This window comes from Phyllobacterium bourgognense, from assembly GCF_003337575.1.
Taxonomy (GTDB): domain Bacteria; phylum Pseudomonadota; class Alphaproteobacteria; order Rhizobiales; family Rhizobiaceae; genus Phyllobacterium; species Phyllobacterium bourgognense.
The window spans coordinates 160,923-177,710 of sequence record NZ_QPJM01000009.1; the positions used below are offsets into that span (position 1 = coordinate 160,923).

Here is a 16,788-nt window from a genome sequence, read left to right on the forward strand (position 1 = left end):
TATAAGGAACACCATTCTCACGGGCGCGCCTGCGCCTCAGATTTGTTCCGCCAGATACGTCCAGACCGAAATTCCTTTCCAGGTAAATTCATGTCCTCAGCTATCTCCGTCTCCAGCCTTTACAAAACCTACTCAACCGGTTTCGAAGCGCTGAAGAATATCAATCTCGACATTCGCCATGGCGAGATATTCGCGCTGCTCGGCCCAAACGGCGCGGGTAAAACCACGCTGATCTCGACAATTTGCGGCATCGTCAATCCGACATCGGGAACGATCCTCGCCGACGGCCACGATATCATCAAGGAATATCGCGCGGCCCGTAGCAAGATCGGTCTCGTACCGCAGGAACTGACGACAGATGCCTTCGAGACGGTGTGGAATACGGTCAGTTTCAGTCGCGGTCTCTTCGGCAAGCCGGCCAAACCGGCGCATATCGAAAAGATCCTGAAAGAACTCTCGTTGTGGGACAAGAAGGATTCAAAGCTCATGACCCTCTCCGGCGGCATGAAGCGCCGGGTGATGATCGCGAAAGCTTTGTCGCACGAACCGGAGATCCTGTTTCTCGATGAACCTACGGCCGGCGTCGACGTCGAGCTCCGGCGCGACATGTGGAATGTCGTCCGGGCACTGCGCGAATCCGGCGTCACCATCATCCTGACCACGCATTATATTGAGGAAGCCCAGCAGATGGCCGATCGCATCGGCGTCATCAGCCATGGCGAAATCATTTTGGTCGAGGAGAAGGCTGAACTGATGCGCTCGCTCGGCAGGAAGCAATTGCGGCTGTTTCTACAGGAAAAACGTGACGAGGTACCGGAGGCGTTGGCCCAGTATGAGCTCGAACTATCGTCCGACGGCTGCGAGCTCATTTATCACTACGACACGCAGAAGGACCGCACCGGGATTACAGCCTTGCTGAAAGATCTCGACAAGGCTGGCGTGCGCTTCAAGGATATCCAGACGCGCGAAAGTTCATTGGAAGAAATCTTCGTGAATCTCGTGAGGGAACGCAAATGAACCTCTATGCCATCAAGGCGATCTACCTGTTCGAGATGCACCGCACATGGCGCACGATCATGCAGAGCGTCATTTCGCCTGTCGTTTCGACGAGCCTCTATTTCGTCGTCTTTGGTTCGGCCATCGGCGGACGCATTCCTGAAATCAGCGGGGTCAGCTATGGCGCGTTCATCGTGCCCGGTCTGATCATGCTGTCGCTGTTGACGCAGAGCATTTCCAACGCATCCTTCGGCATCTATTTTCCAAAGTTCGTCGGAACAATCTACGAGCTTTTGTCGGCACCCGTGTCCTATCTGGAGATCGTCATCGCCTATGTCGGGGCCGCAGCGACCAAATCCATCATTCTCGGGGTCATCATTCTGGCCACAGCCGCCCTGTTCGTACCGTTGCGGATTGAACATCCCTTCGTCATGCTGCTCTTCCTGGTGCTGACCGCAGTTACATTCAGCATGTTCGGCTTCATCATCGGCATCTGGGCCGACGGCTTCGAAAAGCTGCAGCTCGTCCCGCTGATGATCATCACGCCGCTAACTTTCCTCGGAGGCAGTTTTTACTCCATCGACATGCTGCCGCCTTTCTGGCAGAAAGTGACGCTGTTCAACCCGGTCGTGTACCTGATCAGCGGTTTCCGCTGGAGCTTCTTCGGCCTGTCGGACGTGCACATCGGCACCAGCCTCGCCATGACGGCGCTGTTCCTCATCGCCTGCATTCTGATCCTGCGCTGGATCTTCACGACGGGGTATAGATTGAAGAGTTAAGGGTCTTTCGACCAGTCTTCCACTTGGAGACCTTCGACATGGCGGAACGCTGCATCGTTTGACACCAAAATCGCATTTGCAGCGATTGCGTGAGCAGCAATCAACAAGTCCAGACCTATGATGGCCTTTCCGCGCTGCTCCAACTGCGCGCGCAATGGTCCATAGCGAGCAGCTACGGTGCTATCAAGCGGCAGGCTATTCACGCGCTTTAGAAACTCATGAATTCGACTGGCGAGCCTTGTAGCTGCAGGCCGCTTCGCAAGCCCGAAAAACAGCTCTGCCTCTGTGACAACAGAGATGCATATTGATGCCATTGGAACATCGACCATGCGCTTGACAGTGGCGGCATTACCCTTGATCGCTTGGCTGACAGCGTTGGTATCAAGCATGAAAAGTGGGCTCACTCCTCCCAACCCTCAAATGGATCGGCGTCACTGCCGGAAAGATTGCGCTCTTCCCTGCTCAGGAAATCGGCAGGTACGTCTCCATCTCTAAGCGCTGCGAGAAATCCATCCCAGTTGTCAGGTTTGCTCGACAGGATGACATCACCCGTTACCTCGTCCCGGCGAATAAATACCTCGCTGCTGTCGAACCGATAGGCTGCAGGAAGGCGCACTGCTTGACTGCGCCCATTCGTAAAAATCTTTGCCGTCTGGGTCATGAATAGGGTCCTTCCCTTGATATATACCAAGATATATATTCTGTCAGAAATAATCAACCCACAAGGTCATGCCTGGTTGTAATACTTCTCCAACGCAGCCAATCCAGCTTTCAGCTCATTCTCGCCTCGCTTACCGAGATGGGAAAGCAACTCAGCCTCGAATATGTGTGCCACGTTGGCCAGCTCAGTATAGGCTTTGCGCCCTGCGGATGTGAGTTCCAGATTCTCGATGCGCCGGTCGATATCATCACGCTTGCGACTTAGCCATCGGCGCTTTTCCAGCGTGAACACTGCCCTCGAAACCTTCGTCTTGTGCATGGAGGAATGCGCACCGATCGCCGTGGCGGTCAAAATACCGAATTGGCCCAACGTCGCCAGGGTGCGCCATTCGGGCCGCGTCAACCCGTATCGATCGCGATAAATGCTGGCAAAGCGCTGGCTGACGGCCTCCGCCGCCTTGTTCAGCCGGTAGGGAAGGAAATCTTCCAATATCAGTGGCTGTGTCGTCTCGGCTGTCATCGGCGTAAAAGAATCCTGTTTTCATGTTGATAGTTACAAAATAGATCGTCACAATTGCAACTAAATTCAGAGGAGGTATCGTCATGGCGGCTGTCAACTACATGCCTGGCTTCGGCAATGATTTCGAAACGGAGTCTCTGCCTGGCGCTCTTCCGCAGGGGCAGAACTCACCGCAGCGTTGCGCCTATGGGCTCTATGCGGAGCAATTATCGGGTTCGCCCTTCACCGCACCGCGCGGGATCAACGAACGTTCCTGGCTCTATCGTATCAGGCCTTCGGTCAAGCACAGCGGCCGGTTCACGCCGGCAAAACGCGAACACTGGAAGACCGCGCCCAACCTTGATGATCATGAATTGCCAATCGGCCAATTGCGCTGGAATCCGACGCCGATGCCGCAGCAACCAACGAGTTTCATCGATGGCATCCGCACCATGACCACGGCCGGCGATGTCCATGGCCAGGCGGGGATGGCGGCGCATGTCTATGCATTCAACCGCGATATGGAAGACGACTACTTCTTCGATGCCGATGGCGAAATGCTTTTGGTGCCGGAAAAGGGAAGGCTCCGTATCTTCACCGAAATGGGTATCATCGAGATCGAACCTTCGGAGATCTGCGTCATCCCGCGCGGCATGATGTTCAAGGTTGCGGCCCTTAATGGCGCGGCGCGCGGCTATATCTGCGAGAACTACGGCGCGAAATTCTCATTGCCGGATCGCGGTCCGATCGGCGCCAATTGCCTGGCCAATCCGCGTGATTTCAAAACACCTGTTGCGGCCTTCGAAGAAAAGGAAATTCCTTGCCGGCTGCATGTGAAATGGTGCGGCAAGTTCTATCAAACGACGCTCGATCATTCGCCTCTCGACGTCGTTGCGTGGCACGGCAACTATGCGCCTTACAAATACGATCTGCGCACCTTCTCACCTGTCGGCGCTATCCTGTTCGATCACCCGGACCCGTCGATCTTCACCGTGCTGACCGCTCCCTCCGGCGAAGAGGGCACGGCCAACGTCGATTTCGTGATTTTCCCGCCGCGCTGGCTGGTGGCAGAACACAGTTTCCGCCCGCCCTGGTACCATCGCAACATCATGTCCGAATTCATGGGTCTGGTATATGGTCAGTACGACGCCAAGGAGGAGGGGTTCGTGCCGGGCGGCATGAGCCTGCACAATATGATGCTGGCACATGGTCCCGACGCGATGGGTTTCAACAAGGCCTCGACGGTGGAACTCAAGCCGCAACGCCTTGAGAACACTCTGGCGTTCATGTTCGAGACGCGTTTCCCGCAACATCTGACCCGTTTTGCCGCAGAACTCGAATCGCTGCAGGACAATTACGCGGATTGCTGGAAAGACCTGAAGAAGCGGTTCAACGGAACGCCCGAGGGCGACTGGTCAGAGGAGAACAAAAACAAATGAAGCTAGCCTCCCTGGACAACGGTACCCGCGACGGCAAGCTCGTTCTTGTCTCCAAGGATCTGACCCGCTTTACCGACGCTTCGTTTCTCGCGCCGACCCTGCAATCGGCGCTCGACGATTGGGCGCGTATAGCACCGCATCTGGAAGCGCTTGGCAAAAGTCTCGAGCTTGGTGCGGTCCCCACCGGCCGCTTCCACGAACATGAGGCAATGGCGCCATTGCCACGCGCCTATCAGTGGGCGGACGGCTCCGCCTATGTCAATCATGTCGAACTGGTTCGCAAGGCGCGCGGCGCCGAGATGCCACAGAGCTTCTGGACCGATCCTCTGATCTACCAGGGTGGTTCCGACGGTTTCCTCGGGCCACGCGAACCGATCCGCATGGCGGACGAGGCCTATGGGATCGACATGGAAGGGGAGGTCGCCGTTGTTGTCGATGACGTGCTAATGGGTGCAAGTGTCGACGAGGCACGTGATACAATCCGTCTTGTCATGCTGGTCAATGATGTCAGTCTGCGTGGTCTGATCCCGGCGGAACTCGCGAAAGGTTTCGGCTTCTTCCAGTCCAAACCATCATCGGCGTTTTCGCCCGTTGCCGTGACCCCCGATGAACTCGGCGATGCCTGGGACGGAAGTAAGGTGCACCTGCCGTTACATGTCAACCTGAATGGGAGGCCGTTCGGCCGCGCCAATGCCGGTATCGACATGACCTTCGATTTCCCGACTCTGATCGCCCATGCCGCCAGGACGCGGCCGCTTGGTGCGGGTACGATCGTCGGCTCCGGCACTGTCTCCAACAAGCTCGACGGCGGACCGGGCAAGCCCGTCGAGGAGGACGGTGTGGGCTACTCCTGCATCGCAGAACTCCGCATGATCGAGACGATCAATGAAGGCGCTCCGCAGACGCCATTCCTGCGTTTCGGCGACCTAGTGCGGATCGAGATGAAGGACCCCTATGGTCATTCGATCTTCGGTGCCATCGAGCAGCAAGTTATCAATTACGGACGTGAAGCATGAACGGCATCATCCTTTACGACTACTGGCGCTCATCGGCCAGCTACCGGGTACGCATAGCGCTCAACCGTCTAGGTCTCGAATATGAAACCGTGCCGGTCAATCTTCTCAAGGACGAACACAAAGGCGCCGACAATCTCAGCCGTAACCCGCAAGGTCTCGTTCCAACGCTCGCCATGGACGGGCGGATGATGACCCAGTCATTGGCAATCATCGAATATCTTGACGAGATCTATCTGGACGCAGGCTTCCTGCCGCAGGAACCGGCCGGAAGGCAGCGGGTGAGGGCGCTTTCCTATGCCATAGCCATGGACACACATCCTGTCTGCAACATGGGTGTGATGGCCCACATCCTGTATCTGACCGAAGGTGGTGACAAGATCCGCATCGCCTGGATGCGCAAGTTCATCGCCGAGGGCCTTTCCGCATTCGAGGCCATGCTGGACCATCCGGATACGGGGAAATTCTGCCAGGGCAACGCGCCCGGCATGGCAGATTTCTGCCTTGTTCCCCAAGTTTACAATGCCAAGCGGTGGGGTGTTAAGACGAGCGGCTTCAAACGCATAAGTACAATCGTCAAACGGTGCAGGGCTATCGACGCCTTCGCAGCGGCGCATCCGGACAAGGTTAAGGTCTGATCGCGGGAGCAAGCGCCGCGGCACGGTTCACTCGATGTACTGATCCCACTCGGGGCCGAGGTCATCGAAATCTTCCGATATCCTTACCGCGCCCTTCATTGTGCCGATCAGGCTGCGCATCTCTTGTGGCCAAATACGCTTTACTTCCGCGGTTATCGCTTTGACAGCTCGTACCGTATCGTTTCTCTCCATTTGCAGAACGTCACTTGCGTGTCGCAATTCGTCTACGCCATGAAGTTTGTAAGCTGCCCATGCGAGCTTGCGCGGAACGTCCTCACCGTAGGCGTTCAATCCATTGGCAATCGCCTCGTCTGGAATATTGCCAAACCCGATCACAAGCATGCCAAGATCAATCGCATCGCGGTAGGCAACAGAACGGTCATGGCACCGGTCAGCATTGGCAAGCAGCTTTTCCGCAAAGAGATCCTGCACGACCAGCGTGGGCAACCCCAGTTGTTCGTCCATGTGTCCTCTCAACTGAATTCTGGCTTCGCGAATAATTTCAAACTTAATTATCTGGCCATGCAGGCCAAGCGCTGTCCGCAAGCCGTATTGATCAGACTTGAAACCCCGCACCGTTTCCACGGGTTCCGGAAAAAAACCCCGGACGCCACGTTCCACCGCTGCACTGCGAAGTGCCCGGTATCCGTCCACACTGGAGCAAAGAAAATCAACATCAAGCGACTGGCGATATTCGCCTAGCTTAAGGACGATTGCTGTCCCCCCACCAAACCAGCAGCCGTTGGCGACAAGAAATTCATGATCCATGAGCCTTAGAGCCTCAAGGATGACGCGATGTTCATTGAGTTTGATTTTGATCACGATTTTCCGTCTCGACTGCATATCCCACACTATGCAGGAGCACTTGCGAAACGAAAAGTCAGGAAATTAGAAGTACACCATTCCCGAAAGCATTCGTCAGTTCTTTGATGAGCTTGGCTTCACACGGCGTCAGATGCTCCGCATCGACAAATCGCCAGTTCCGTTCATAGAGCTCAAATGCTTCTTCTGCGGGGATGGGGCGCGCAACGTCACGGTTCCACGCGAGCAAAGTCAGCTCGGGGAAATCTGCCGGTACAATCGTGGTTCCATAGGTCGCGGTCATGTGCCATATATAATGCACTATTCATGCAGTTTACAGCCTCCTACTCCGCTGCTGCGATTTTTATCACACCGCGCCGGATTTGGTCTTCCTCGATCGATTCGAACAAAGCGCGGAAATTGCCTTCACCAAATCCTTCGTCACCCTTGCGCTGGATGAACTCGAAGAAAATCGGGCCGATTACGGTCTTTGAGAAAATCTGCAGCAAAATCTTCGTCATGCCGCCATCGACGACGCCTTCGCCATCGATGAGAATGCCGTGCTTCTTCATACGCTCGATCGGCTCGTCATGGCCGTTTACACGGGTCTGCGATTTTTCGTAATAGGTCTCGGGCGGTCCGGGCATGAATTTGAGCCCGTTATCGGCGAGCTTGTCGGTCGCGTCATAGATCGCCTCCGTCCCGACAGCGATGTGCTGGATGCCTTCGCCCTTGTACTTGCGCAAATACTCCTCGATCTGACTCTTGTCATCTGTCGATTCATTCAGCGGGATGCGGATCTTGCCGCAAGGCGAGGTAATCGCGCGGGAAACCAGACCCGTAAACTTGCCGGCAATATCGAAGAAATGAATTTGCTTGAAGCCGAAGAGTTCGCGATAGAACGCCCACCATTTATCCATATTGCCGCGATAGACATTATGGGTGAGGTGATCGAGATAATAGAAACCGACACCTTCCGGCTTCGGATCGCGCTCTCCCAGCCACTCGAACTCCGCATCGTACACCGAGCCCTTATCGCCGTAGGTTTCGATGAAATACAGCATTGATCCGCCAATGCCGACAATCGCCGGAACATCGAGTGTCTTGTCGTCGCCCTCATAGGGCGTCGCGCCCTTGGCAACCGCATGGTTGTAGGCGTGCTTGGCATCGACTACCCGCCAGGCCATGGAAGGGGCGCAGGGGCCATGCTTGTCGACGAACTTCGTCGCGTGCGAACCCGGCTCGGCGTTGATGATGTAATTGATGTCGCCCTGGCGCCAGACGGTGATGTTCTTGCTCTTGTGGCGGGCCACAGGCACATAACCCATGCGCGCAAACAGCTCTTCGAGCTGCTCCGGCTCCGGGTGGGAGAATTCAACGAATTCGAAACCGTCCGTTCCAGCGGGGTTATCCTTGCTGATCGTGGCTTTCGGTGCGTCGTGCGGAAACGGGCCCATATCATCCTCCATGCGGTAGCCGCCATTATCGCGCAAACCGCCTGCAATGTGCTTGCATTTCAACGCTTCATAACCACATACTTTGCATGTTTCATGCATAGAAACGATATAGGATGCACATATGCCGCAACTTGATCCATCTGACCGCAAAATTCTCATGTGCCTGCAGGAAGACGGGCGGCTGACCAACAATGAGCTTTCCGAGCGGATCAACCTCTCGCCGTCGCAATGTTCACGCCGCCGCTCACGGCTGGAGGAAGAGGGATATATTCGCGGCTACCGGGCGGAGATCGACCGGGAAAAGCTTGGCCTCGGTATCGTCAACATTATCTCTGTGACACTGGCAACGCACAACCGGGACAACGCGCAACGCTTTTCAGAACTCATCTCGAAACTGCCTCAGGTCATGGAAGCCCATGCTCTGACTGGAGAGATGGATTATTTCATCAAAGTGGTGACACCGGACCTGCGCGGACTTTCGACATTCGTCAATGAGGTTCTGCTGCCGCATGAATCCGTCCAGCATGTCAAAACCGCTATCGTACTTGATACGCTGAAGGAAGACGGGCGATTGCCAATATAAATGGTGCTAGATGGACGAGAACCGTTAAAGAAACAGGGCCTTCCTGACCATCGGATAGACCCGGGCATGACCGAGCATATAGGCGGTAATTGTTTGTGCGTCGAACAATCCGTGAAACGCCCGGCCGAGAATATTCATTCCGCCCGCATAAGCGCCGAACGCCGGCATGATCAGACGCGAGCGGTCGCTGACGAAGCAGCGCCGCTGCACTGATTGCCCGCGCCGCACCACCTTGGCCGCCGGGTGCAAATGTCCTGCGATCTCGCCGGAGCAAGGTGCTTTCGACGGTTCGTGCCGGAAGACAAGATTGCCGAGCGCCAGTTCAGTGAATGTCTCGCCCGGCAAGTCCGCCGGGTGTTCCGGGTCATGGTTGCCGGTGATCCATATCCACTCGCGCCCCGCCATCAGTGTGGCGAGTTCCGCCGCGTATACCGCGGGCAGCCGCGCTGCCGCTTGACCATCGTGAAAACTGTCGCCGAGGCTTATCACGCAGAGGGGGTTGTAGCGCGCGACGATCTTCGCAAGCGCGGCAAGCGTCGTTGCCGTGTCGTATGGCGGCAGCATCATGCCGCGCCGGGCAAATGACGAGCCCTTTTCGAAATGCAGATCCGACACGACGAGAATCCGGTCGCTTTCAAGATACAGCGCACCTGACGGATCGCAAACGCCGCTGTGCCCGGCAACCATCACTTCGGCTGCGCCATGTAAGGCTGTCTTGATCGTCTGAAACACCGGCGTCATTTATGATCCATCATTTCCCGGGTCAGTTCGTCGGCGATCTCTTCCAGGAGCGTCTCATGCGCTTCACCGGGAACACGTTCCTTGCCTATCTCCATCATCACGGGAACGGCAAAAGGCGAGATCTGGTCGAGGTTCTTGTGAACGATATGACCCTTGATTCGGCTTAGCATATCGCTCAAACGCCGAATGTCGAGAAGACCCGTTGCGGCATCGGCGCGCGTCGCCTGGATCAGGATGTGATCGGGCTCGTGCTCGCGCAGCACGTCGTAGATCAGGTCGGTCGAAACCGTCACTTGCCGTCCGGATTTTTCCTGTCCGGGATGACGTTTTTCAACCAGGCCGGAGATAAGCGCGCAGTTGCGGAAGGTGCGCTTCAGCATGAAGCTCTCCGACAGCCAGGTTTCGAGATCGTCCCCCAGCATATCCTCGTCGAAGAGCTCCGACAGCGGCAGTTCACCATTTTTGAACATCCGCCCCATGTCGCGCAGCCCCCAGATCGATACGGCGTAGTCGGTGGCGATAAAGCCGAGCGGCCGCGCCTTGGCGCGTTCCAGCCGACGGGTGAGCAGCATGCCCAGCGTCTGGTGTGCCAGCCTGCCCTCGAACGGATAGATCACCATGTAGGATCGCTCGCCGCGCGGGAACGTTTCGACAAGCAGGCTGCCCGGCTGCGGCAGCACGGATTTCTCCTTCTGGATACGCAGCCAGTCACTGACCTGATCAGGCAATGCTCCCCAGCGCGCGGGGTCTGCCAGCATGGCCCGAACCTGGCTTGCAAGATAGGTAGACAAAGGAAATTTACCTCCTTCATAGGATGGTATCTTGGCGTCGAACCCTTCAGCGTTCGTGACAATGCATTCGTTCTCGCGAATACCCTCGAAGCGCAGCACGCGGCCGGAAAAGAAGAAGGTCTCGCCTGGACTGAGCGACTCGACGAAATACTCCTCTACCTTGCCGAGCACCGGCCCCCCTCTGTTGATACTGGCACGCACATTGCCGCCCTTGCCGCGCTGGCGGGTGAGCCGCACATTGAGGCTTGGCGCCTCGATAATGGTGCCGACATTCAACCGGTATTGCTGGGCAAAGCGCGGGTGGGTCACACGCCAGGTGCCATCCGCGGTCTGCTTGATTTTGGCGAAACGTTCATAACTTTTCAACGCATACCCGCCGGTCGCGACGAAATCGACGATGCGATCGAAAGTCTCGCGTGGCAGCGCCGCATAGGGCAGGGCGGTGGTCACTTCTGCGTAGAGATCGTCCGCCCGGAACGGCTCGGCGCAGGCCATGCCGAGCACATGCTGCGCCAGCACGTCCAGCGAACCGTCACCCAGTGGCGGGGTATCCTGCGCGCCGATATAATTGGCGTCCAGCGCCGCCTGGCATTCCATCACCTCAAAGCGGTTGGCCGGAACGAGGATCGCGCGCGAAGGTTCGTCCATGCGGTGGTTGGAGCGGCCGATACGCTGCGCAAGGCGGCTTGCGCCCTTGGGTGCCCCGACATGGATGACGAGGTCGACATCGCCCCAGTCGATGCCGAGATCGAGCGTCGACGTCGCGACCACGGCCCGCAAGGCATTGGCCGCCATCGCCTGCTCCACCTTCCGGCGCTTGCCAACATCGAGCGAGCCATGATGCAGCGCAATGGGCATATTGTCGTCATTCGCCATCCACAGATCGTGAAACAGCCGCTCCGCCTGGCTGCGGGTGTTGACGAAGATCAGCGTTGTGCCATGCCGCTTGATCGCATCGTAGATACCAGGCAGCGCGTACACCGCCGAATGCCCGGCCCATGGCACATGATCGTCCGATTCGAGAATCGTGATGTGCGGTTTTGCGCCGCCTTCCACGGTGACAAGACTGGCCATTGGCGCATCGCTGGTCTGCGGCAAGAGCCAGCGCCGCAACCCATCCGGGTCGGCGACTGTGGCCGAAAGTCCGATGGTCTGCACCCCGGGCTGCAGGCGCCGCAGCCTTGCCAGCCCGAGTGACAACAGATGGCCCCGCTTGGACGTAACGAGGGAATGCAATTCATCGAAGATCACATAGCGCAGGTCCTCGAAGAAGCGCCCGGCATCCTTGGCCGCGATTAGAAGTGCCAGCTGTTCTGGCGTTGTCAACAATATATCCGGCGGCGCCAGTTTCTGCCGCTGCCGTTTATAGGCGGGCGTGTCGCCGGTGCGCGTCTCGAGCGAGATATCCAGGCCCATCTCCGAGATGGGCTTTTCGAGGTTGCGATGAATATCGACAGCCAGCGCCTTCAGCGGCGAGATATACAGCGTATGGATGCCGCGGCTCGAAGCATTGCTCTTGCCGCGCTGTGCCAGGTCGACCAGCGCCGGCAGAAATCCAGCCAGCGTCTTGCCCGCGCCTGTCGGCGCTATCAGGAGGGTCGAGTTTCCCTGTTGCGATTCCTGCACCAGCGCCAGTTGATGCGCGCGGGGCGACCAGCCCTTCGACTGAAACCAATTCAGGAAGGACGGCGGCAGAAGAGGGGTGCCAATATCGGCCAGGGGTGATTTTCTGGTGCTCACTGCAACGAATGTAGTTGCGCGAGGTCGACGCGCCAAGACATTGTTTGTCAGGATTGCGCGGAGCCAAATGCGGCCTATGTTCGTTAGGTGGTAAACCCGAGGAACGTCTTGCTGAAACGTCCCGAAGCCCTGCTGTGTTCGACGCCTGCCGGCCTCTATTCCCCGGCCGGTGATTTCCATATCGATCCGGTTCGTCCCGTCGAGCGTGCATTGATCACCCATGGCCATTCCGATCATGCCCGCTCCGGTCACCGCAAGGTGATGGCAACGCAGCAGACACTCGACATCATGGGCTTGCGCTACGGCGCGAATTTCGCCGGCGAAACACAGGCTGCAGAGCTTGGCAAATCCATCGAAGTCAATGGTGTCAGCGTCAGTTTTCACCCGGCCGGCCACGTGCTTGGATCGGCGCAGATCGCTGTGGAGAAGGATGGCATGCGTATCGTCGCCTCCGGAGACTACAAGCGCCGCGCCGATCCGACATGCCTCGGTTTTGAACCCATCGCTTGCGACGTCTTCATCACCGAAGCGACCTTCGCGCTCCCCGTATTCCGCCATCCCGACAGCCGCGACGAAATCGCCAAGCTGCTCAAATCGGTCGAACAGTTTCCCGAACGATCGCATCTCGTCGGCGCCTACGCCCTCGGCAAGGCACAGCGGGTCATCCGCATGCTGCGCGATGCAGGCTATGACCGGACAATCTACATCCACGGCGCCCTTGAGAAGCTCTGCGACTACTATCAATCGCAAGGCATTGATCTCGGATCTTTGGCACCTGCGACCACCGAGACAGGCAGCGTGCAGGATTTCGCCGGCGCTATCGTCATCGGGCCGCCCTCGGCCTTTCTCGATCGCTGGGCGAGGCGTTTTCCCGATCCGGTCTCGTGCTTTGCCTCGGGCTGGATGCGCATTCGCCAGCGGGCGCGCCAAGGTGGTGTCGAACTGCCGATCATACTTTCGGACCATTGCGACTGGGACGAGTTGACCGGCACGATCACCGAGCTTGGACCGGCCCAAGTTTGGGTCACCCACGGACGCGAGGAAGCTTTGGTGCGCTGGTGCGAGCTGAACGATTTCGCCGCACGGCCATTGCATCTCGTTGGCTACGAAGACGAGGGCGATTGATGGAAGAATTTGCACAACTCCTTGATCGGCTAGTCCTCACTCCGGCACGCAACGGCAAGTTGACGCTCCTTGTAGACTATTTCCGCGACACACCAGATCCGGACCGGGGCCTTGCGCTTGCCGCCATCACCGGTGATCTCAACATCGCCAACGTCAAGCCTGCGATGATCCGCGCCTTAATTGCCGAGCGCATGGACGAGCAGCTTTTCGCTTATTCCTATGATTACGTCGGCGATCTCGCTGAAACCATCTCGCTGGTCTGGTCAACGGATGAACCGCTGCGTGCCAATGCCGTGCCGACGCTCGGCGATATCGTCACTTCTCTGGAACATGCCTCGCGCAGCGACGCGGTGCGCCTGGTTGAAAAATGGCTGGACCAGCTCGATGCCTCCGCCCGCTATGCGCTGCTGAAACTTGTTACCGGCGGCATGCGCATCGGGGTTTCGGCCCGGCTTGCCAAACAGGCGCTGGCACAATTCGGCGAAGTCGATGTCACCGAGATCGAAGAGCTATGGCATGGGCTGAAGCCGCCCTACCAGCCGTTATTCGCCTGGCTTGAGAAGACTGCCGACAAGCCGGAAAGCCTTGCCGCTGCACCATTCCGCCCGGTGATGCTGTCGACACCGCTCGAAGAACCGGACTATGCCAGAATCAATGCGGAGGATTACGCAGCCGAGTGGAAGTGGGACGGCATTCGCGTGCAACTGACGGCTGAGGGCGGAAAATGCCGTATCTATTCGCGCACCGGCGACGATATCTCCCATGCCTTTCCCGACATTGCGGATTTCATGAGTTTCGAAGGCACGCTCGACGGCGAATTGCTCGTCGCGCGCAGCGTCGATGCCGCTATCGAGATCGGCGCTTTCGGCGACCTGCAGCAACGCCTCAACCGCAAGACCGTCTCGGCAAAGCAGCTGGAAAGCCACCCCGCCTTTGTCCGGCTCTACGATCTGCTTTTTGACGGCAAGGAGGATATCCGCGCATTTTCGTTTGCGGAACGGCGCACCCGCCTCGAATTCTTCGTCAAACAGCTGGAGCCGACGCGCTTCGACCTTTCGCCGCTGGTTCCTTTCGAAAACTTCGAGGACCTCGTCGAACTGCGCAAGAACCCGCCGCATCCGATCATCGAAGGGTTGATGCTGAAGCAGCGCTCGTCGGCCTATGTGCCGGGTCGGCCAAAAGGTCCGTGGTTCAAGTGGAAGCGCGATCCCTTCATCATCGATGCCGTGCTCGTCTATGCCCAGCGCGGCCACGGCAAGCGTTCGAGCTATTATTCGGATTATACCTTCGCCGTCTGGACAGGACCGGAAAGCGAGCCGCATCTGGTGCCGGTCGGCAAGGCCTATTTCGGCTTCACCGATGAAGAGTTGAAACAGCTGGACGCGTTCGTGCGCAACAACACGACCGAGCGTTTCGGCCCGGTGCGCTCGGTGCGGGCCGAGCCCGAACATGGCCTCGTGCTTGAGGTCGCGTTCGAAGGCCTCAACCGCTCCAAGCGGCACAAATCCGGGGTCGCCATGCGGTTCCCCCGCATTTCGCGCTTGCGCTGGGACAAGCCGCCTATCGAAGCCGACCGGCTGGAAACCCTCGAAGCCCTGCTGCGTGATTCAGAAACAGCGGAATAAGGTTCTGTTCAGGATTAGTCCGCAGATGCCGCTGCGCGCAAAGTCCTAAACCCGTATTCCATCGGTTTTCCACAAATTCCGATATGACTGTCATACGAGTCGAGAATGCCGCATTTCAAGCCAAAAACGGCGCTAAATCTCGCTTTGGTCCATATAGTGCAACAATTCGTTGACGTTACCGTAATCCCCTCTTCGAAAAAATATTACTACGAAAGCATTAGCCCCTGCTTGCGTTTGGCCATTTTTTGGCCTTTGTTCATGCCTTCGCAATTCTCTTAGAGGGGAAGGAACAGAAGAATGACCCTAATGAAACTCAATCTCCGTGCGGCATTGCTGCTCGGATCGCTGATGCTGGGCGCAAGCCCCGCCTTGGCCGAAATGGTGCTCCATCGTGGCAATAGCGGCGAGCCGCAGACCCTCGACCAGTCGCAGACCTCCATCGATATCGAAGCTTTCATCGTCAAGGACCTCTATGAGGGCCTGACCGTCTACGATGCAAACGGCAAGATCGTGCCGGGCGCAGCCGAAAGCTGGACCGTTTCGGATGATGGCACGGTCTACACCTTCAAGATCCGCGACAACGCCAAATGGTCCGATGGATCGCCAGTGGTTGCCGAAGACTTCATCTTCTCGATGCGCCGCGTCGAAGATCCGAAGACCGCAGCCGGCTATGCGAACATTCTCTATCCCATCAAGAATGCCGAAGCGATCAACAAGGGGACAGTTCCCGTCGATCAGCTTGGCATGAAGGCAATCAACGACAAGACGCTCGAGATCACGCTGGAGCGCCCGACCCCCTTCTTCATCGAACTTCTGTCGCACCAGACAGCGCTGCCGATCAACAAGGCAAGCTTCGAAAAGAACGGCGCTGATTTCGTCAAGCCGGGCAAGCTCGTTGGCAATGGGGCGTTCAAGCTTACCGAACACGTGCCGAACGATCACCTGACCGTGGTCAAGAACGAAAACTACTGGGACGCCGCCAACGTCAAGCTCGACAAGGTCATCTTCTACCCGCAGGAAGACCAGGCTGCCGCTGTCCGCCGTTATGAAGCCGGTGAACTCGACCTCGTCTATAACTTCTCCACCGATCAGATCGACCGCTTGCGCAAGGCGAATGCAAAACAGGTTCATGTGACACCTGCCTTCGCCACATACTACTATCCTTTCGATACACGCACCGAGCCTTTCAACGATGTCCGTGTTCGTCGGGCCCTTTCCATGTCGGTCGATCGCGAGTTCCTCTCGCACGATATTTTCAACGACTCGAAAATGCCGATTTATTCGCTCGTTCCTCCGGGTCTCGAAAACTACGGCGAACCCTCGAAGGCCGATTTTGCCAGCATGTCCCAGCTTGATCGTGAAGACAAAGCAGTGGAGCTGATGAAGGAAGCCGGATATGGCGAAGGCGGCAAGCCTTTGAATATCGAAATCCGCTACAACACCAATCCGAACCACCAGAAGGCAGCAACCGCCGTTGCCGACATGTGGAAGAAGACCTTCGGTGCCAATGTAACGTTGACGAATCTCGACATCAGCGCCCATTACGCCTACCTGCAGGAAGGCGGAAAATTCAATGTCGCGCGCGCCGGCTGGACTGCCGACTATGCGGATGCCGAAAACTTCCTCAACCTTAATGTCAGCAGCAACAAGACCTTCAATTACGGACACTATGAAAATCCGGAATTCGATGCGCTGATGAAGAAATCCTACGAGGAACGCGACCCGGCAGCCCGCTCGAAGATCCTGCACGAAGCCGAAGCTCTGCTAATGCGCGACCAGCCGATTGCTCCGCTGGTCAACGACGCCAATTTCTGGCTCGTCGCCGACAAGGTTCAAGGCTGGGGCGACAACGGTAACAACGAACATCTGAGCAAGTATCTGAGCATCAAGGAATAAGAACG

General features: G+C 57.2%; 17 protein-coding genes. 9 read left to right on the plus strand and 8 right to left on the minus strand.

All coding sequences use genetic code 11. From position 1 onward, the window contains the following. Positions 1 to 90 precede the first annotated feature (90 nt). Both C7476_RS16575 and C7476_RS16580 read left to right on the plus strand, forming a co-directional pair. Positions 91 to 1,017, plus strand: coding sequence for an ABC transporter ATP-binding protein (locus tag C7476_RS16575; protein WP_114431005.1), 927 nt, complete (start codon positions 91 to 93; stop codon positions 1,015 to 1,017). Further along, complete coding sequence (locus C7476_RS16580; RefSeq protein ID WP_114431006.1) at positions 1,014 to 1,775, plus strand: ABC transporter permease; 762 nt, start codon at positions 1,014 to 1,016, stop codon at positions 1,773 to 1,775. Before C7476_RS16575 ends, C7476_RS16580 begins: the two co-directional genes overlap by 4 nt. On the opposite strand, the gene C7476_RS16585 is transcribed toward C7476_RS16580, so the two are convergent. The 3 genes from C7476_RS16585 to C7476_RS16595 form a co-directional block, all read right to left on the minus strand. Next, a complete protein-coding gene (locus tag C7476_RS16585) occupies positions 1,772 to 2,164 on the minus strand; it encodes a type II toxin-antitoxin system VapC family toxin (protein WP_114431007.1) in 393 nt (130 codons plus the stop codon). The genes C7476_RS16580 and C7476_RS16585 overlap by 4 nt on opposite strands. Positions 2,165 to 2,175: 11 nt before the next feature. Next, positions 2,176 to 2,436, minus strand: a complete 261-nt coding sequence (locus C7476_RS16590) for an antitoxin (protein ID WP_114431008.1) — start codon at positions 2,434 to 2,436, stop codon at positions 2,176 to 2,178. A gap of 66 nt (positions 2,437 to 2,502) precedes the next feature. Then, positions 2,503 to 2,955 carry a MarR family winged helix-turn-helix transcriptional regulator gene (locus tag C7476_RS16595; RefSeq protein ID WP_114431009.1) on the minus strand — a complete coding sequence of 151 codons (453 nt, stop codon included), beginning with the start codon at positions 2,953 to 2,955 and terminating at the stop codon, positions 2,503 to 2,505. Positions 2,956 to 3,038: 83 nt separating this feature from the next. Here C7476_RS16595 and hmgA point away from each other — a divergent pair, with 83 nt between their 5' ends. From hmgA to maiA, 3 genes are read left to right on the plus strand one after another with little or no spacing between them, the layout of a single operon-like run. Continuing rightward, positions 3,039 to 4,373, plus strand: coding sequence for a homogentisate 1,2-dioxygenase (gene hmgA, locus C7476_RS16600; RefSeq protein ID WP_114431010.1), 1,335 nt, complete (start codon positions 3,039 to 3,041; stop codon positions 4,371 to 4,373). Further along, the gene (locus C7476_RS16605; protein WP_114431011.1) at positions 4,370 to 5,389 is read left to right on the plus strand and encodes a fumarylacetoacetate hydrolase family protein; all 1,020 of its coding nucleotides are present in this window, start codon (positions 4,370 to 4,372) and stop codon (positions 5,387 to 5,389) included. The genes hmgA and C7476_RS16605 overlap by 4 nt, the downstream gene beginning before the upstream one ends. Further along, the gene (maiA, locus tag C7476_RS16610; RefSeq protein WP_114431012.1) at positions 5,386 to 6,024 is read left to right on the plus strand and encodes a maleylacetoacetate isomerase; all 639 of its coding nucleotides are present in this window, start codon (positions 5,386 to 5,388) and stop codon (positions 6,022 to 6,024) included. Before C7476_RS16605 ends, maiA begins: the two co-directional genes overlap by 4 nt. Positions 6,025 to 6,051: 27 nt before the next feature. Here the strand turns inward: maiA and C7476_RS16615 are convergent, their stop codons facing one another. From C7476_RS16615 to hppD, 3 genes are all read right to left on the minus strand, one after another. Beyond that, on the minus strand, positions 6,052 to 6,843 hold the full coding sequence (locus C7476_RS16615) for a nucleotidyl transferase AbiEii/AbiGii toxin family protein (RefSeq protein WP_114431072.1): 792 nt from the start codon (positions 6,841 to 6,843) through the stop codon (positions 6,052 to 6,054). A gap of 61 nt (positions 6,844 to 6,904) precedes the next feature. Further along, complete coding sequence (locus C7476_RS16620; RefSeq protein ID WP_114431013.1) at positions 6,905 to 7,129, minus strand: hypothetical protein; 225 nt, start codon at positions 7,127 to 7,129, stop codon at positions 6,905 to 6,907. Between the two features lie 40 nt (positions 7,130 to 7,169). Beyond that, positions 7,170 to 8,282 carry a 4-hydroxyphenylpyruvate dioxygenase gene (gene hppD, locus C7476_RS16625; protein ID WP_114431073.1) on the minus strand — a complete coding sequence of 371 codons (1,113 nt, stop codon included), beginning with the start codon at positions 8,280 to 8,282 and terminating at the stop codon, positions 7,170 to 7,172. 121 nt (positions 8,283 to 8,403) lie between these two features. Between hppD and C7476_RS16630 the strand changes: the two genes are divergently transcribed. Next, complete coding sequence (locus tag C7476_RS16630) at positions 8,404 to 8,865, plus strand: Lrp/AsnC family transcriptional regulator (RefSeq protein ID WP_114431014.1); 462 nt, start codon at positions 8,404 to 8,406, stop codon at positions 8,863 to 8,865. Between the two features lie 24 nt (positions 8,866 to 8,889). On the opposite strand, the gene pdeM is transcribed toward C7476_RS16630, so the two are convergent. Together pdeM and C7476_RS16640 are read right to left on the minus strand one after the other, a co-directional pair. Continuing rightward, positions 8,890 to 9,585 carry a ligase-associated DNA damage response endonuclease PdeM gene (gene pdeM, locus C7476_RS16635; protein ID WP_425373999.1) on the minus strand — a complete coding sequence of 232 codons (696 nt, stop codon included), beginning with the start codon at positions 9,583 to 9,585 and terminating at the stop codon, positions 8,890 to 8,892. A gap of 17 nt (positions 9,586 to 9,602) precedes the next feature. After that, a complete protein-coding gene (locus C7476_RS16640) occupies positions 9,603 to 12,137 on the minus strand; it encodes a ligase-associated DNA damage response DEXH box helicase (RefSeq protein ID WP_114431015.1) in 2,535 nt (844 codons plus the stop codon). A gap of 108 nt (positions 12,138 to 12,245) precedes the next feature. Here C7476_RS16640 and C7476_RS16645 point away from each other — a divergent pair, with 108 nt between their 5' ends. The 3 genes from C7476_RS16645 to C7476_RS16655 all read left to right on the plus strand — a co-directional run bounded on the left by C7476_RS16645 (position 12,246) and on the right by C7476_RS16655 (position 16,783). Beyond that, positions 12,246 to 13,262, plus strand: coding sequence for a ligase-associated DNA damage response exonuclease (locus C7476_RS16645; RefSeq protein WP_181872471.1), 1,017 nt, complete (start codon positions 12,246 to 12,248; stop codon positions 13,260 to 13,262). Further along, a complete protein-coding gene (locus tag C7476_RS16650) occupies positions 13,262 to 14,887 on the plus strand; it encodes a cisplatin damage response ATP-dependent DNA ligase (protein WP_114431016.1) in 1,626 nt (541 codons plus the stop codon). Before C7476_RS16645 ends, C7476_RS16650 begins: the two co-directional genes overlap by 1 nt. Positions 14,888 to 15,184: 297 nt before the next feature. After that, on the plus strand, positions 15,185 to 16,783 hold the full coding sequence (locus tag C7476_RS16655; RefSeq protein WP_114431017.1) for a peptide ABC transporter substrate-binding protein: 1,599 nt from the start codon (positions 15,185 to 15,187) through the stop codon (positions 16,781 to 16,783). The last annotated feature ends 5 nt before the right edge of the window (positions 16,784 to 16,788 follow it).

Bases quoted from the DNA above. Each gene is read 5' to 3' on its own strand.
- C7476_RS16575 (WP_114431005.1), top strand. From the start codon at position 91: ATGTCCTCAGCTATCTCCGTCTCCAGCCTTTACAAAACCTACTCAACC.
- C7476_RS16580 (WP_114431006.1), top strand. From the start codon at position 1,014: ATGAACCTCTATGCCATCAAGGCGATCTACCTGTTCGAGATGCACCGC.
- C7476_RS16585 (WP_114431007.1), bottom strand. From the start codon at position 2,164: ATGCTTGATACCAACGCTGTCAGCCAAGCGATCAAGGGTAATGCCGCC.
- C7476_RS16590 (WP_114431008.1), bottom strand. From the start codon at position 2,436: ATGACCCAGACGGCAAAGATTTTTACGAATGGGCGCAGTCAAGCAGTG.
- C7476_RS16595 (WP_114431009.1), bottom strand. From the start codon at position 2,955: ATGACAGCCGAGACGACACAGCCACTGATATTGGAAGATTTCCTTCCC.
- hmgA (WP_114431010.1), top strand. From the start codon at position 3,039: ATGGCGGCTGTCAACTACATGCCTGGCTTCGGCAATGATTTCGAAACG.
- C7476_RS16605 (WP_114431011.1), top strand. From the start codon at position 4,370: ATGAAGCTAGCCTCCCTGGACAACGGTACCCGCGACGGCAAGCTCGTT.
- maiA (WP_114431012.1), top strand. From the start codon at position 5,386: ATGAACGGCATCATCCTTTACGACTACTGGCGCTCATCGGCCAGCTAC.
- C7476_RS16620 (WP_114431013.1), bottom strand. From the start codon at position 7,129: ATGACCGCGACCTATGGAACCACGATTGTACCGGCAGATTTCCCCGAG.
- hppD (WP_114431073.1), bottom strand. From the start codon at position 8,282: ATGGGCCCGTTTCCGCACGACGCACCGAAAGCCACGATCAGCAAGGAT.
- C7476_RS16630 (WP_114431014.1), top strand. From the start codon at position 8,404: ATGCCGCAACTTGATCCATCTGACCGCAAAATTCTCATGTGCCTGCAG.
- C7476_RS16650 (WP_114431016.1), top strand. From the start codon at position 13,262: ATGGAAGAATTTGCACAACTCCTTGATCGGCTAGTCCTCACTCCGGCA.
- C7476_RS16655 (WP_114431017.1), top strand. From the start codon at position 15,185: ATGACCCTAATGAAACTCAATCTCCGTGCGGCATTGCTGCTCGGATCG.